We start from the raw sequence: 15,321 nt of genomic DNA on the forward strand, positions 1-15,321 counted from the left end.
CAGAATTTCTTTCAGTTTTCTCACAGTACAGTAATAGGCCTCGCAGACATGCACTTTCCTCAGATTAAATGAGCAGAAAGTGCGGGTTTAACGAAGCGAGGAGAAAAAGTCACGCAATAACATGCATGTCGATCAGGGTTTACCATAAAGAAGCAAAAGTGATCGGTTTGCGATGTTATTGAGCGATCGACATGAATGTTATTGGATGATCGGCATGAATGTTATTAGGCGATCGCCATGCATGGTAATACGCACCACAGGACGTCGATAAAGGACGGTTTGGGGCGTCATATCGGGAGCTGCGGACCACTTAATCGCAGCTTCCCTAACATCCAAACCGTCTTTGACGCGATAGAAAAAGAGTTGATTGCTACCGCAGAGCAGAAGCGCGACCTCAAATTCATCGAAAAGACCTTTAAAGATGACTACACCAGACTCAGTTTCAAAGGCCAAGCCTGTATTGCTCAGGCGCAAATAATGGGTTACACCCCGAAGGAAACCTGTAACTTCATCCATTATTACAGTCCGAAACTGTTGCGTTATTCCGATGTCACCCCCAATGGCGACAAAGGACATTTTGCAGTTATAAGCTATGAACGATTCTTCACCGGCGGCGCTTTGTCTCTCGATTTAGATGAAAAATACTATGTTTTTACGCCAGTATTACGCAAACGAACAAAATTCCCTTTTGTCTCAAATGCCCAAAAAATTTATCCTTTCGTTAAGCCGAATGAATCAGGCGAAAATACCTCTTTATCTATTGAGCAGTTGATTGATATCGACCCTTGGATGAGCCGCTTTTACAACGGTGACAATAAATAAGCTTTTCCCTAAAGGGGACGTGACTTTAGTCCCCTTACCCCCCGTTCAGTTCGCAAATCATTGGCCTTGGATATACAGAGCAATCAATTTGGTCTGGCTCACCCATCACCGAGCTAGCAAAGTCTACTACTGCCGCTGCTCCTGCATTCCACTCATTAACTAACATGGTGGTAAAGTCACTATACAACCCCGTAACTTGGTCAGTTACTCCACCTGAAAGAGTTGAACAGTTAATCAATATAGATCCTTGGGTAAAAACATTACTACACAGTTCAATAATCATTCTCTATTGGAGGTTTGCTTAAGGGCAAATCTCAAGTTCGACAATGCTCAGTTCTATAGGTGTTTAGCAAAGGCATGATTTTTCGTGCCCCCCAACTCTAGAATATGGTCTAACAAAGCTCCTTTTTCGGTATCTCTTTGTGAAAATAAATAGAATTTTTACACCAAAATTGGTGACCAAAATAATCGCAGCGGGCACAAAATCGCTGAAAAATGACTTAAATCTGTTGAAAATGAGTTTTTAAAGGTAATGATTTAACTGTCTGTAATTAATATGATTATTTAATGAAATCCTCTGATTTCAACTAGCGTAGAATAGCATCATTTGGTCTTGTGGCGGTCTCCAAAACCGATGGTTGCGGGTTCGAGTCCTGCCACCCCTGCCAAATAAAACAACGGCTTGCATAGAAATATGCGAGCCGTTTTATTTTGTGTTGAATAAAACGAAAAAAATGATTTTGCTTGGATTGAATAACTCGCCATTTTTTAACGCTACCCATTGCCGGTACTATTTCCATTTTTTTGTCGTAACCCTCCACATAACTGCGACTTGTAGGTTATTTCCTGTCAATGCTTGTTCATCAAATAGGTTGTTGGCGAAGTCACTAATCCGCCAGTTTCTAGCCTGATAATCGATGCTAAAGCGAGTTACCACATAATCATCTGCAACTGTTATCGCCGTTATAAATTGAGCTGCCTGTGCTATCAAAGTCTTGGCTGTGTTCGAAATAAGATAGGCCAATCAAAGCCACGGTTATTTAAATCAAAACGGTATTTCTCCCATCTAAAATTTACCAACGTGTGACTGTTTGTGCCGTTACCTGTGTAAAAGTCTGCATTGAACCTTTGTCCGTCATGAGCCCGTAGTACATTGATCAAGCCTATTAGCCGTCAGAAATGAGTATTCCACGACACTTTATTTTTTGTTCATCTTTGGGATCTTAGTTCCAAAATCTAAGATTTAGTTTGAATTGAAGGTCATAACAGTACAATATAAGGTCCATATTGAATGCATCTTAAGTGTGTTCATCATCGTTCTGCTACTCGGCTAACAACTATGCTAAATATTGATGATCCTACACAAACCGAACGTACTCACGCGTTATGGCGCTTAGGCTTTAGACCTTTTTTCCTTGGGGGAGCAATATTAGCTGCGCTATATATCCCTTTGTGGCTATTAACTTGGTTTACTCCCCAATATAGCTTTTTCCCTACATCCTTTTGGAGTCAAATATTGCCGCTATGGTGGCATCCACATGAAATGTTGTTCGGTTTCGCTATGGCAATTGTGTGTGGATTTTTGCTGACAGCCGTTCAAAATTGGACGAACCAACCTACATTAAAGGGATGGCCACTCGCATTGACCTTTAGCTGTTGGTTACTGGCACGATTATTACTCTTACTCCCAATGCAAGTTCCGCTCATTTTGCCCGCCTTGTTTGATTCATTGTTCCTTGGTATGGCAAGCCTTACCCTATGGCGCTGCATTTATAAGGTGAAGCAATGGCGCAATATTGGTTTTCCGATCATGTTGTTTGCCGCACTCGTGATTAACAATGTCAGCTATTACGCTTTATTTGAACGCGATTTTATCCTTGCCAACCAGATCTGGCAGGCGATGTTATGGTGGTTAGCCTTACTTATCACCATAGTCGGTGGGCGTGTGATTCCATTCTTTACCGCGATGCGCATTAAGGCCACTAAAGCAGATCCCTTAACTTGGATTGAATACCCGCTGATCCTGACGATGAGCTTGCTCGTCATTCAATCACTCATCCACCTTATACCTCTGGAAGTCGAGCGAGGCTTACTGCTCATTGCGGGGCTCTTGCAGCTGGTCCGATTTGCACGCTGGTTACCCCATAAAACACTGAAGGAACCTATGTTGTGGTCCTTGCATCTTGCCTATTTAATGTTGCCTCTTTGCCTGTTAGCCATGACTTGGTATCTCGATAATGAATATGCCTATCGCAGTTTGCTTCACCTATTTGCTATTGGTTGTATGGCTACCCTTTGTCTTTCGATGATCTCCAGAGTGTCACTCGGGCACACAAGTCGAAATATTTATGAGGGCCCGAAAATGATCTTGGCATTTATCTGCCTACCATTAGCGGCACTGCTCAGGGCATTAATGCCCATCTGGTTTCCGGCCCACACCCAAGTCTGGTTATGGTTGGCTGGCAGTTGCTGGTTTATCGCATTTGCACTGTTTGTATGGCATTACTTGCCGATACTTTCTCGCCCCCGTATTGATGGGCGCCCAGGTTAATATTGATGTTAGGACAAAAGGATACAAAGTGAAAATTTATTTAAAAACAGTTACATTGCTAAAAATGATTTGCTTGCTCGTCATAACTACATGTACATCTGTAGCGGCTTCCGATACTAGCAATCAACAAAAATATCCTAACCAATATCAATCTTGGCAAGCCACCTCTGAACAAGTTGAACGCGAGGATATGCTCGCCAATTATCCCGCCAGCATTATACTCTGGGCAGGATCTTCCTATGCCAAAGAGTACCATAGCCCACGTGGGCACCATTTTGCCGTTGCTGATGTGACGCATACTTTACGTACAGGTGTCCCCCCTAAAGCAGGAGAGAAAGGATTATCCGCCAGTTGTTGGACCTGCAAGACACCGGATGCCCCTAGATTGATTGAACAACTGGGATTTGAAGGATACTCCGCTAAAAACTTTACCGATCTGGGCAAAGAGATCCAAAGCGTAGTGTATTGCAGTGATTGCCATGAATCTGGCACTAATAAGTTAACTTTACCTCGCCCCCATGCCCAAGAGGCTATGGCTAAAATTCACCTGCCATTCGATAAACAAGATACCGATATGCAAGGTGCGCAGGTATGTGGTCAGTGTCATGTCACTTACTATTTCCGTCCGGAAAAAAGTAATGTTGTTAATATTCCCTGGATTTTTGGCAGCACAGCCGACGATATTGAAAAATATTATGACACTCGCCGCTTCTTCGAATGGATCCATCCTCTTTCGAAAACGCCCATACTCAAAGCACGTCATCCTGAGTTTGAACACTGGAGTCGCAGTAAACATGCCGAAGTCGGTGTCACTTGCATTACCTGCCATATGCCAACACAGCAGGATGCAAAAGGTGTTGAATTTACTAGCCATAAAGTTGATAAAGCCTTACCGCATTTTGATAACAGTTGCAGTGGCTGCCATAGCAGTAAAACCAAAATTGAAACCAAGCTCGCGGCCAATAAATTAACGATTGAGATCAAAGCCCGCGAAGTTGAAGCTCTGCTCGTCAAGGCCCACTATGAAGCCAAAGCGGCATGGGATGCAGGTGCTAAATGGGAGAATATGAATGAGCCCATTATGGCGATACGACACAGTCAGTGGCGCTGGGACTTTGCCATGTCTTCACATGGTTTATATGCACATAATCCACAAGAAGGTAAGCAGCTTTTAGATAAAGCCATCGAACAAGCGAACGAAGCACGTCATCTGCTCGCTGGAATATTGAAGCAACTTAACGTGACTCAAGTTAGTTATCCAGATATCAGTACTAAGGAAAAGGCCCATCAAGCGATAGGGTTAGTTGAATCAGATTTAATCAAAGAAAAACAAAAGTTTATTGAAGAGGATGTTAATAAAAACTGGCACCCTGTCGCAAAATATGGTTACTAGTTTATTAACGGGTAGCTGATAATTTGAGGGATTTTATAGCTCAAAAGCGAGAGGAAGCTCGAGTATTTATGCTTTGATTCAGTGAGCGTTATGCCAACAAGGCTTGGTCGGTTCTACAGTAATGCTCATCTTCTTTGCACGAGCAATAACTGCAGTCGAAATGATTCATGTCATTTCGGCTGCAGTACATAACTCATTGAGATGTGGTCAATAACGACAAATTAATCACTGTAATCTGTGTCTGACATCTGTAATTCAGTTTTCTAATGTGTAGAAAGCCGATCCTACTTTGAGGCAACTGATTGATGAAATTCTATTATCTTGGTTGGCTGCCAAAGTGATTGGTTTCGGTGCGAAACTAAAACCAATGTACAACTCTGTTCGCAAATAGCCTTGGCTACACGCTTTTCTGTCTCTTCATCCAATGCCGAGGTGGCCTCATCCATTATCAGAATCGGTGCATTTTTGATAAGCGCGCGTGCTAAGGCAAGCCTTTGGCGTTCCCCTCCCGATAACCCTGCGCCTTGCAAGCCGACTTCTTGATAAATGCCCAGTTTTGATCTGTCTAATACTTCATCCAGCGCCACTTGGCGTGCCGCTTTATCTACGGCTTGATCGTCGGCATCAGGGTTACCAATACGAATGTTACTGGCAATGGTGCCTGTAAAGATGAGTGGATCCTGCGGCACATAGGCGAAAAAGCGGGCAAGTTCAGTTGCGGGAACTGACGTGAGCGGCACCTTGCCCAAAGTGATCAGGCCTAGGGTGGGATCATCAAAGCGCATCAATAGCTTAAGTAAGCTGGTTTTACCTGAACCGCTCGGGCCACAAATCAGTACGCGTTCACCTGATTCGATAGTGGCATTGATATTTTGCACCGCAGGGGGAAATGTTACGTTATTCAATTCTATTGTATGATTGTTCGGTGTCTTTTGTAGCGCTTGGCTTGGCTCTTTGAGCATTGGCGCATGAGTCGCTTGTCGATAGTGTTTAATAGCCGCTAGCTGATCATTAATGCTTATTGCCGCCACGGCGAGAGTCTTAAGTGGCGCCGCCGCGCGCATGGTCAACATCAAAACAGCGAGCTGCATTGTCGTATTGTTTATACCGGATAGCACCAGATAGAGTGCCATACCTGCAATAGGTAAAAAGCTGGCGATAGCCGACAGTAATGTTGCTATAGCAGCGGCGCGATTAGTTCGTTCCAGTGCGATTTCTTGTGTTTGCCAGTTTTGCTCCAATCGTGTTGTTGCGCCGCTATATCCTGCTGCTGTGCGCAGTAACTCAGAGTGGTCGATCAGTTCAAGGGTTGACTGATCTGCTGCCAATTCAGTGTTGTTTCTGTCCATATCTGCGCGGGCAAGGGCTCGTTGCGCCATACTCTGAATCACAAATGACACGAGCAACAAGCTAGCCAACATCAGTACCAGTGGCATGCCACCGATCAATCCTATGCCAAAGGTAATGCAGAGTGGAATAAGCGGTGCATGAATAAATACCTGAAATTGATGTGCCGGAATACTCATAAAGCCAGGAATACTCCGAGAGACAGTTTCTATGAGTAGTGTCCTGACACTCGGTGTAAACCAAGATAGTTTAGCTTGTTGCATGGTCGTGCCCAATGCACTGTAGAGCGCATTGGCCAGCCTTGCGCCAGCCCAAAAACCTGAACGCGAAGCCAGTATTGTGGTGAGTATGGTTATTGTGGCAATCGATAGTAGTTTTTGCGGTGATTGCTGCTCAATAATGGCTAAAGCCAGTTGAATGTAGCATGCCGCTTCCAATATGGCCGCCACAGCCCAACCGCAGGCAACAGGTATTAAGTGCTTTATGGCTGCGTAATCTTGGGGACGATTTATCATTGGCCTTCTCCTTCCCTGTGATGATGCTTGAGTGCGAGCTTGTCATCCGCCAGCTCGGCAAGCGTTAAGTCATGGGTGACCATCACAATGGTTTTGTGGTTTGTTTTTGCGTGATGGCGTAGTGCTGTGAACACGTTAAACGCCGTTTCGCTGTCTAGGGCCGATGTGGGTTCATCAAGCAATATCACCCTAGCGGGTGAAAGAAACACACGGGCAAGATTAACGCGTTGTATTTCACCGCCAGACAGTGTGCTTGCATGAGTATTTAAGGGTTTATCCAATTGCGCGCAGTGTAATGCTGCTAAGTAATCGTCATCCGTGGCACAAGGTGCGGTGAGCGCGAGATTGTCGGCGATGGAGGTTGCCAACACCCCCGCACTTTGCGGTAATAGCATGATCGCGCGATTAATCGAGGCTTCATCCATCTCATTGAGTGCAATACCAGCGAGTCGAATATCTCCGGCATGTAGCAGCTCCATGCCAGCTAATAAGCGCAGTAATGTGGATTTGCCAACACCACTGATCCCTGTAACTGCCGTCACTCTGCCAGATCTAAATTGATAGTTAATGGGCACAGATTGATTGCTTGTAGACAGTGAAGGCACAACATTCGTGAGGGTGAGCGCCATATTTTCTTTAAGCTCAATATTGCCGTTACCAACAGGAACTCTCGATTGCTCAAGAAAATCCGTTAGCCGCTGAGCGGCGGCGCGGCCCGTTGCGAGATAATCAAGCCCATGCCCGAGCTTTAGGGCTGGCGTGACTATGGCCAGACTGAAGAACAAGGCTGCAGCAAGGTTTTCTGGCGGCCATTCATACCCGATGGCATAGACAATGGCAAAAGTACAGACAGCCTGCAGTAGTGATGTGGCCACGGCGACTGAAGTGGATACCTTGCTTACCCGCTCAATGATCTCCTCAATAAAATGCTTAGTTGCCTTTTGGTAATCGGCCATAGCACCCGTTTGTGCGCCATAAATGCGAAATACAGGCGCACCACGGGCGTAGTCATCTACTGCTGCAGTGATATTTCCCATCACATTGACTCGTGTTTCCCCCTGTTTTACAGCAAGCTTTGGGATCACAACCAAATAGAAAAGTGCGGCGACTAGGCCTGGGATAAGGGCAAGTAATGCCACTAAGCCCGCACTTAAGATCAGCAAACCGATAGTAATGGCAGGGACAATGATAAAGGTCGCTAATTCTGAGGGTAAATGCGCGATCATATGATGCAATGACGCTATGTCATCGACCATTAATCGCTTTAACTTTTCGCCCTTATATTTTGCCAAGGTGCTTGGTGGCAACCTGACAAGATGCGCTGCAACATGACGCCTTAATCTTCCAGAAAATTGCGCCTCAGCATTGTGGTTAACCCAAGATGCGCCAGCTGATAGTAGCGCTGACACGACCCCAAATATGAGCGCCCCCGCTAACCATAGCGAGTGATGACCAGCAATAAGTTGAATCAAGCACCAGAGTGCACCTAGTGTCGTCACGCCAGCACCTGCCGCTAGCAGCATTCCGAAAGTGAGTGCGGGAATCGCCGGACGTAGGGCGAAGGCTAATGTTGAAGTGGGACTGAAAAGTCGCTGCATTTTAATGTTCACCTAAAAAATCGAAGTGGAACAGGCTGGGCTTCGGTCTGGAAAGTGTGATTAACACAAGGCCAATGAAGCGATGAAGTCTTGATATTGCAGAGTAAAAAATAGTCTGAGTGCCAGAGTCTATGGGCAAATGAACATCCACGAGCCAAATTCCTTGTTTCATAAAAATTGAACCGCCATGAGATGGCGACCATATTAAGCGGTCATTTTTATTTATCAACACGGTGTTGATAAATTTTTTGAACGGCGATAATATAATTGATAACTATTCTCATTGGCAACAAATCTTTCGTATAAGGAGTTATTAAACATGCCCCGATTTGGTAAGTTTTACCCACAATCAAAGTGGGTTATCGGTTCTCTTGCGCTGGGGCTTAGCGCTATTTCAGGCTCAACTATTGCTGACAGTGGAACTGCTCCAGATAAGCAATCCAAGCAACAAGATGCAGCGGGAAATATTGAAGTCATCACAGTTTACGGTCAGAAAATCGAGCGCACGCTGAAGGAAACGGCGAGTTCAGTGACGGTCATCACTGAAGAACAGTTGAGGAAAAATGCCGACCAATCAACGATTTCTGAAATTCTCGGCGGTACGCCAAACTTAATTTATGCCGGAAATACCGATGCGCCCATTATCCGCGGTACGGATACTAAAGGGCCTGTTGCAGCGGGTAATGCCTACTTATCTAAGCCTGTGCCGGGTGCAACTATCAGTGTGGATGGTAAATATCTGAGCCCCGCAGAACTGGATTTAGGCGCCGCAGGCGTGTGGGATGTGTCGTCTATTGAAGTCTACCGTGGTCCGCAAACGACCAGTCAAGGAGCCAACAGTATTGCTGGCGCTGTAGTTATCCATACCCATAACCCCACTTATACGCCAGAATTTGCAGCGCAAGCACTTTATGGCAGTCGGAATAAGCAGCGCTTTTCGGTCATGGCGTCCGGTGCGCTAAGTAATGACTTTGCCGCAAGAATTAGCGCAGATTACAGCGCTAGAGATACCTTTGTTGATTACGTTAACCCCGATTTTACTGCCCATGATTTAGATTTTGAGTTTAAAAACCAAAATCTACGGGCGAAGTTGCTATGGGAACCCGAAAAATACAGCAACTTTTCCGCCATGCTGACTTATTCCTCCACTGAGGCTAAACGTCCCAGAAACGAGGTGGTATCAGAACCCTATGATGACTTAGAAAATCGTTCAATTTTTCAGGATAATCAAGAAGTCAGTAATCATGTCGGGATTTTTGATCTTGAATATGTGTTCGACAATGGGATGAAGTTGCATAACCAACTGCAGTATTCAGAAGGGCAGTTTGATTATCGCTTCGCAGCACCTTATCAAGGGATCGCAAAACGAGATAATGAAAACTTTTCGAATGATATAAGGCTGAACTTTGGTGACAAAAGTTCAGAGTTTAGTGGGGTTGCCGGTGTCTTCTACTGGGATGATAAAACCAACAACAAGCTGAACAACGTATTTGGTAATGCCGACGCCGACTTGAGACATACCAGTTTTGCCCCCTACGGTGAAGTCATATGGCGCTTCTCACCTAAGTGGGCATTCACCAGCGCACTCCGTTATCAGTCTGATGAAATTAGCCACGATGGTATTGCCAGCTACATCCCAGGTGTGCGCCATCAATATGAAGAAACGTTTACGGCGTTATTACCTAAGGTTGCCCTGTCCTATGATCTGACAGATAACGTCTTAGTCGGCGCTATGATCAGTGAAGGTAACATTCCTGGGGGCACAGGCATTAACTTCCGCGGCGGCGAATATTATACATTCGATGCCGAATCGGCATGGAACTATGAACTTTTTACCCGTATCGATCTGCTTGAACAGCGCTTAATCATAAATAGCAATCTCTTTTACACCCGCTTTAAGGATTCACAACGTTCTGTTACTGATTACCTCGATGGACGTCCCTTTGGTTCTGTCATTATTAATGCCGATGAAGCGCAAAGCTATGGGATTGAATTAGATTGGAACTTTAAAGTGGTCGATAGTTTTAGCCTATATGGTGGGCTGGGTTTACTTGAAACTGAGATAAGTGAATTTAATGACTACCGTGGCGAGGAGTTTGTCGGCAACGAGTTTAGTAAAGCGCCGGGATATATGTTCAATATAGGGTTTGACTATTCAATCACAGACACTATCAAACTGAGCGGTGATGTGCGCCATACGGATGGATACTTTTCAACGGATACCAATGAGCCAGAGTTAAGAGTGGGATCTTACACTACGGTAAACCTGAATTCTTCCTATCAAATCAACCAATATTTTGAAGCCTTTGTTTATGCACGTAATTTGCTGGATGAACGTGCACCTGTGGCAAAAATGGCTGACAGAAGTACCGGAGGCGTGGATGCATATTTACTTGAACCTCGAGAAATAGGTGTAGGCGTCAGGGCGAAGTTTTAGCGGCTAGCTTCTACCCGCGGTATTGGCTATTGCCATGCAGCGGGTAGCAAGAGCGGTTAGAATGGCTTTTTTGCCTTGGAAACCTTATCGATATGACACAAGTACCGGATCAACCCACTCAAAAACGCCAGCGTGGTAGACCAAGCCGTATTTCCCGTGAGGCTATCGCCAGAGCTGCGTTGGAGATTGGGGTTGATCAAGCGACCATCCCTGCTATAGCCGCGCATTTAAAGGTCGATCATTCTTCCCTCTACCATCACGTAGCAGGTCGGAATGATGTTATCTCCATTGCTGCTGAGCTTGCAATTAATGAGCTGGACTGGCGAGCGCCAGCAGCCACCGATTGGCGGAGCGAATTGATCATATTGACCGATGCCATTTGGGCACTGTATGAGCGTCATCCTGGCCTCGCTGAGTCTATCCATCAGGCCTGTGTTACGCCGTCATCGGGTATACGTTCTTTTGCTGAGTCGGTCGAAAAGCTGCAACAAAAAGGCTTCTCCCTTGATGAAGCAGTGCTTGCCGTTGATATCTTAGTTGACATGGTGGGGGAGTGCTTTTTGGGATGGTGGTCAACCACTAAACCAGAAGCCGATGGTCGGACACGTAAAGAGCGAATTATCGCAATTTGGGAAGATGAAGCCACCAAGCTCCCTGATAAAGCTGAGCAGATAAATGCGATGGTAGACATCATGAAGGTGGGCGCCCGCAAATGGTGGGAGCGAAAACGTGACTTAGTGTTAGCGGGGATTGCCGTTACCCATGCCCAAAAGGCTGGGGGATCCGATAAGGCTCAAACATAGCGCGTCGATATGAAAACCTCATAGCGGCTACAGATTAGTACAAGATTTATTGCGTATAGGAAGTAACAGCTTGTGAAGGTGGTTTATGCACTGACGTGCTTTTTTGTGCTTTGTTTTGCCTCATTGCTGCTAGGTGCAAAGTATGCCTCTGTGACGCAGATGCTGACGTTATCGGATGATGTCTGGTTGGTGTTATCTGCGAGTCGCTTGCCGCGGCTCTTTGCCTTGATTTGCTCAGGTGTCGGGCTCGCAGTCTGTGGCGTGATATTGCAGCAGATTGTGCAAAACAAGTTTGTTGAACCTGCTACTTGTGGCGGGCTTGATGCCGCCAAACTAGGCATATTAATTTCAATCATTCATGCTCCAAGTATGGGTGTCACCGCCAGAATGTTGGGGGCTTTGGTTTTTTGCCTGCTTGCGAGCTTAGCTTTTATTCTGATTATTCGTGGTATTCGGTATAAGAGTCCAGTACTCATTCCAATTATTGGGATTATGTTTGGCAGTGTACTCAGTGCGATAGCGGAACTTTATGCTTATCAAAACAATATGATGCAAAGTATGCAGGGATGGATGCTGGGTGATTTTTCAAAAATCGTGCAGGGTAACTACGAAATCATCTATCTGATCCTTCCCGTAGTCATACTGACCTACCTTTATGCACAGCGCTTTACCATTGTAGGAATGGGCGAAGGCTTAGCTACCACACTAGGCCTGAGTTATTTCAACCTAGTTATCTTAGGGTTAGTGCTGGTTTCCCTGACCATAGCGACCACAGTTATCACAGTCGGGAGCATTCCATTTATTGGTTTGATTATTCCTAATCTTGTCGCTATGCGTTACGGCGATAATTTAAAACGTACCTTGCCTATTATCGCCTTTGCTGGCGCAACACTACTGATTATCTGTGACTTGCTTGGTCGGCTTGTTTTGTATCCCTTTGAAATTCCTATAGGTCTAACGGCAAGCTGTTTAGGTGGACTCATATTTTTAGTTATCGTTTGGAAAATCAAATGAAAGACAGTGCATGGCGTTTTTTGAGCTGGGGGCTGCCTATTATGTTGGCAGTCACATTTTTATTGATGGGCTCAGGCTTTGATTTTGACTATGTCATACCGAATCGATTGGTGCGTTTGGGCACTATTTGCCTTGGTGGTGTCTGTATTGCGTTTTCTTCGATACTGTTTCAGACCTTAGCCGGAAATCGCATTTTAACGCCATCTATCATGGGGTATGAAGGGGTTTACTTGATTTTGCAGGCACTGTTGATCCTTATCTTAGGGACGGGCAGCAGTATTCTGATCACCGCTAACAGCAATTTCTTTGTCTCAGTCGTGGTGATGTTGCTTTACTCTATGGCGATTCACCGCTGGCTATTTAGTGGAGATCGACATGATGTGTTCTTCCTACTGCTTGTTGGCTTAGTGCTTACGGTGGTGTTAGGCAGTTTTACTCAGTTAATCCAATATTCTATCAGTCCCGGTGAATTTTCTATTTTCCAGAGCTATAGCTTAGCGTCGTTCAACCGCGCTCAACCAGAGCAATTGTTTATCTCTCTAGTACTTGTCAGTGCCGTGTGTATTGCCGCTTGGAGAGTGCGTGCTGTACTTGATGTATTACTGATGGGGCGGGAGCAAGCTATCTCTCTTGGTATTGATTATCAAAAAGTGGTGCGCCTGCTATTGGGTCTTATCGCGGTATTGGTCGCAATATCAACCAGTTTAGTGGGGCCGACTGCTTTTATGGGGATATTTGTCGCGAACATGGCCTATGCACTGGCAAGGCATCCGTCGCACTCATTTACTTTGATAACAGGATGCGCCGTTGCTATCTCGGTTTTTCTGATCGCGCAAATGCTCGTTGAGCATCTGTTTAATTATCAAACCAGTGTTGGGCTGTTAATTAATCTATTTTGTGGCGCCTATTTCTTTGTCTTAATTCTTAAACCTCGGAGCGCAGTGTGATAACCGTCAATAACTTATATCAGTCTTATGGCGCGAAACCTGTGCTAAAAAATGTCACTGCACAATTTCCCGAACATCAAATGACTTCTCTCATCGGCCCCAACGGTGCCGGCAAAAGTACCTTACTGATGTCGATTGGTCGGTTACTGAATATCCAGCAGGGCGAGGTATTACTCAAAGGTACTGCTATCCACAATATTCCCTTGAAGGATTATGCCAAGCAAGTGGCAACCATGCGTCAGTTTAACAGCCTCAATTTACGCCTGACGGTCAGGGAGTTAGTGGCATTTGGTCGTTTTCCCTATAGCCAAGGGGCACTCACAAAGGAAGATCATCGCGCCATTGATGAAGCGCTGTCGTTTTTAGCTTTACAGTCATTAGCCAATGTATTTATTGATGAACTTAGCGGCGGACAACGCCAAATGGCTTTTCTGGCAATGGCGATTGCGCAGCAAACGGATTATTTATTGTTAGATGAACCGCTCAACAATCTGGATATGAAACATGCCGTTAGCATCATGCGGGCACTTCGCCATCTGTGTGACGATTACAAACGAACGGTAGTGTTAGTGGTTCACGATATCAATTTTTCGGCTAACTACTCCGACTATATTGTCGGTATGAAGCAAGGCGTTGTGCACTGCGCTGGACCCGTTGAAGAGGTCGTCACAGCACAAAGGTTAAAAGCACTGTACGAACTGGATCTTGAAGTGCTGAAAACGAGCCAAGGAACAGTTTGTAACTATTTCAACTTCAACTTACAAGGAGAATACAAGTGACGTCGAAATGTAAAAGCGGTACTAAAGTGATGGCGATTCTGTTATTTAGCTCGGCTTTTTTGCTGGCCTGCGACAATAAAACCGAATCAGTACAACTTGCATCATTGGATACGAGTGCTTCAACGGCTGAGTTGGATTTTGCCCCGATAGAGGTAGAGCATAAGCTGGGCACTACTGTTATTACAAAACGGCCAGTACGCGTTGCCGCCTTAGATATGAATGAAGTCGACTATCTCGAACAGTTGGGTGTTCCGATTGTCGGCATGCCAAAGGATTTTGTTCCTTACTACCTGAAAGACTACAGCAACAATAGTGATATCGTTGATTTAGGTGCTATCGTTCAACCCAATATGGAACGTATTTATGCACTTAAACCCGATTTAGTGCTGATGTCATCCGTTCAAGCTAGTCATTATCAAGCGCTTTTCAATTTGGCACCAACCATTCATTTGGATATTGATTACCAAGACAGCAACAGCGATTACTTTGATATAGTCACAAAACACTTATTGATGCTGGGTAAATTATTCGATAAGCAAACATTGGCAAAACATAAAGTGGATGAACTGGAAACTAAGATCCAAGCCGCCAGAATGGTCATTAAGGACAGGCCAGAAAAAGCCTTGGTGGTGCTACATAATAATGGCGCTTTTCGATTTTTAGGTATTCGTTCTCGCTATGGTTTCATTTACAGTGCACTAGGGGTTAAACCCGCTAGCTTATCAGAGCAGATGGGATTGCACGGTCAACCTGTATCAAGCGAGTTTATTCTTGAAAACAATCCCGACATTATTTATGTCGTCGACAGAACCGCAGTGATGGAGCGAAGCCCTGTATTGGATAAACAGTCTATAGATAACCCTATATTGCGCGAGACTAATGCTTGGAAGACGGGGAATGTCATCTTTGTAGATCCAGAGGCTTGGTATATAACAGGGGCCGGAATAACATCCCTTAATATCATGATTGATGATGTGTTAAAGGGTTATGTAAAGTAGCAGGTTGCAAATCGTCTATGGACGGCATAGCTAATGACTCATGAGATAAGTTACCTCTTGTAACATTTAAGCCCTACGGCTTAGGTAAATCGGTTTGCAACTTTAGTAGTGCTTAAC

Annotated in this window: 11 protein-coding genes; 9 read left to right on the forward strand and 2 right to left on the reverse strand. The window is 45.1% G+C overall.

Going from position 1 to position 15,321, the window contains the following annotated elements; translation table 11 throughout:
* Positions 1-237 precede the first annotated feature (237 nt).
* The 3 genes from L5M18_RS00005 (at position 238) to L5M18_RS00015 (ending at position 4,766) form a co-directional block, all read left to right on the forward strand.
* Complete coding sequence (locus L5M18_RS00005) at positions 238-822, forward strand: hypothetical protein (RefSeq protein WP_263195647.1); 585 nt, start codon at positions 238-240, stop codon at positions 820-822.
* 1,339 nt (positions 823-2,161) lie between these two features.
* A complete protein-coding gene (locus L5M18_RS00010) occupies positions 2,162-3,373 on the forward strand; it encodes an NnrS family protein (protein ID WP_263195648.1) in 1,212 nt (403 codons plus the stop codon).
* Entirely contained in the window at positions 3,357-4,766 is a 1,410-nt protein-coding gene (locus tag L5M18_RS00015) for an ammonia-forming cytochrome c nitrite reductase subunit c552 (RefSeq protein ID WP_263195726.1), read from the forward strand. The genes L5M18_RS00010 and L5M18_RS00015 overlap by 17 nt, the downstream gene beginning before the upstream one ends.
* A gap of 284 nt (positions 4,767-5,050) precedes the next feature.
* On the opposite strand, the gene L5M18_RS00020 is transcribed toward L5M18_RS00015, so the two are convergent.
* Entirely contained in the window at positions 5,051-6,628 is a 1,578-nt protein-coding gene (locus L5M18_RS00020; RefSeq protein WP_263195649.1) for an ATP-binding cassette domain-containing protein, read from the reverse strand.
* Positions 6,625-8,226 carry an ATP-binding cassette domain-containing protein gene (locus tag L5M18_RS00025; protein WP_263195650.1) on the reverse strand — a complete coding sequence of 534 codons (1,602 nt, stop codon included), beginning with the start codon at positions 8,224-8,226 and terminating at the stop codon, positions 6,625-6,627. Before L5M18_RS00025 ends, L5M18_RS00020 begins: the two co-directional genes overlap by 4 nt.
* Positions 8,227-8,545: 319 nt before the next feature.
* Here L5M18_RS00025 and L5M18_RS00030 point away from each other — a divergent pair, with 319 nt between their 5' ends.
* The 6 genes from L5M18_RS00030 (at position 8,546) to L5M18_RS00055 (ending at position 15,204) form a co-directional block, all read left to right on the forward strand.
* The gene (locus tag L5M18_RS00030) at positions 8,546-10,663 is read left to right on the forward strand and encodes a TonB-dependent receptor (RefSeq protein WP_263195651.1); all 2,118 of its coding nucleotides are present in this window, start codon (positions 8,546-8,548) and stop codon (positions 10,661-10,663) included.
* Positions 10,664-10,755: 92 nt separating this feature from the next.
* Complete coding sequence (locus tag L5M18_RS00035; RefSeq protein ID WP_263195652.1) at positions 10,756-11,466, forward strand: TetR/AcrR family transcriptional regulator; 711 nt, start codon at positions 10,756-10,758, stop codon at positions 11,464-11,466.
* A gap of 72 nt (positions 11,467-11,538) precedes the next feature.
* Positions 11,539-12,480 carry an ABC transporter permease gene (locus L5M18_RS00040; RefSeq protein WP_286992131.1) on the forward strand — a complete coding sequence of 314 codons (942 nt, stop codon included), beginning with the start codon at positions 11,539-11,541 and terminating at the stop codon, positions 12,478-12,480.
* A complete protein-coding gene (locus tag L5M18_RS00045; RefSeq protein ID WP_263195653.1) occupies positions 12,477-13,427 on the forward strand; it encodes an iron chelate uptake ABC transporter family permease subunit in 951 nt (316 codons plus the stop codon). Before L5M18_RS00040 ends, L5M18_RS00045 begins: the two co-directional genes overlap by 4 nt.
* The gene (locus L5M18_RS00050; protein ID WP_263195654.1) at positions 13,424-14,206 is read left to right on the forward strand and encodes an ABC transporter ATP-binding protein; all 783 of its coding nucleotides are present in this window, start codon (positions 13,424-13,426) and stop codon (positions 14,204-14,206) included. The genes L5M18_RS00045 and L5M18_RS00050 overlap by 4 nt, the downstream gene beginning before the upstream one ends.
* Entirely contained in the window at positions 14,203-15,204 is a 1,002-nt protein-coding gene (locus L5M18_RS00055; protein ID WP_317629888.1) for a siderophore ABC transporter substrate-binding protein, read from the forward strand. Before L5M18_RS00050 ends, L5M18_RS00055 begins: the two co-directional genes overlap by 4 nt.
* Positions 15,205-15,321 lie beyond the last annotated feature (117 nt).

It is taken from the genome of Shewanella sp. SM20, from assembly GCF_025654545.1.
Lineage (GTDB): Bacteria > Pseudomonadota > Gammaproteobacteria > Enterobacterales > Shewanellaceae > Shewanella > Shewanella oncorhynchi.

Excerpts from the sequence above, each read along its gene's own strand:
- L5M18_RS00005 (WP_263195647.1), top strand. The coding sequence starts at position 238 with ATGCATGGTAATACGCACCACAGGACGTCGATAAAGGACGGTTTGGGG.
- L5M18_RS00010 (WP_263195648.1), top strand. The coding sequence starts at position 2,162 with ATGCTAAATATTGATGATCCTACACAAACCGAACGTACTCACGCGTTA.
- L5M18_RS00015 (WP_263195726.1), top strand. The coding sequence starts at position 3,357 with ATGGGCGCCCAGGTTAATATTGATGTTAGGACAAAAGGATACAAAGTG.
- L5M18_RS00020 (WP_263195649.1), bottom strand. The coding sequence starts at position 6,628 with ATGATAAATCGTCCCCAAGATTACGCAGCCATAAAGCACTTAATACCT.
- L5M18_RS00025 (WP_263195650.1), bottom strand. The coding sequence starts at position 8,226 with ATGCAGCGACTTTTCAGTCCCACTTCAACATTAGCCTTCGCCCTACGT.
- L5M18_RS00030 (WP_263195651.1), top strand. The coding sequence starts at position 8,546 with ATGCCCCGATTTGGTAAGTTTTACCCACAATCAAAGTGGGTTATCGGT.
- L5M18_RS00035 (WP_263195652.1), top strand. The coding sequence starts at position 10,756 with ATGACACAAGTACCGGATCAACCCACTCAAAAACGCCAGCGTGGTAGA.
- L5M18_RS00045 (WP_263195653.1), top strand. The coding sequence starts at position 12,477 with ATGAAAGACAGTGCATGGCGTTTTTTGAGCTGGGGGCTGCCTATTATG.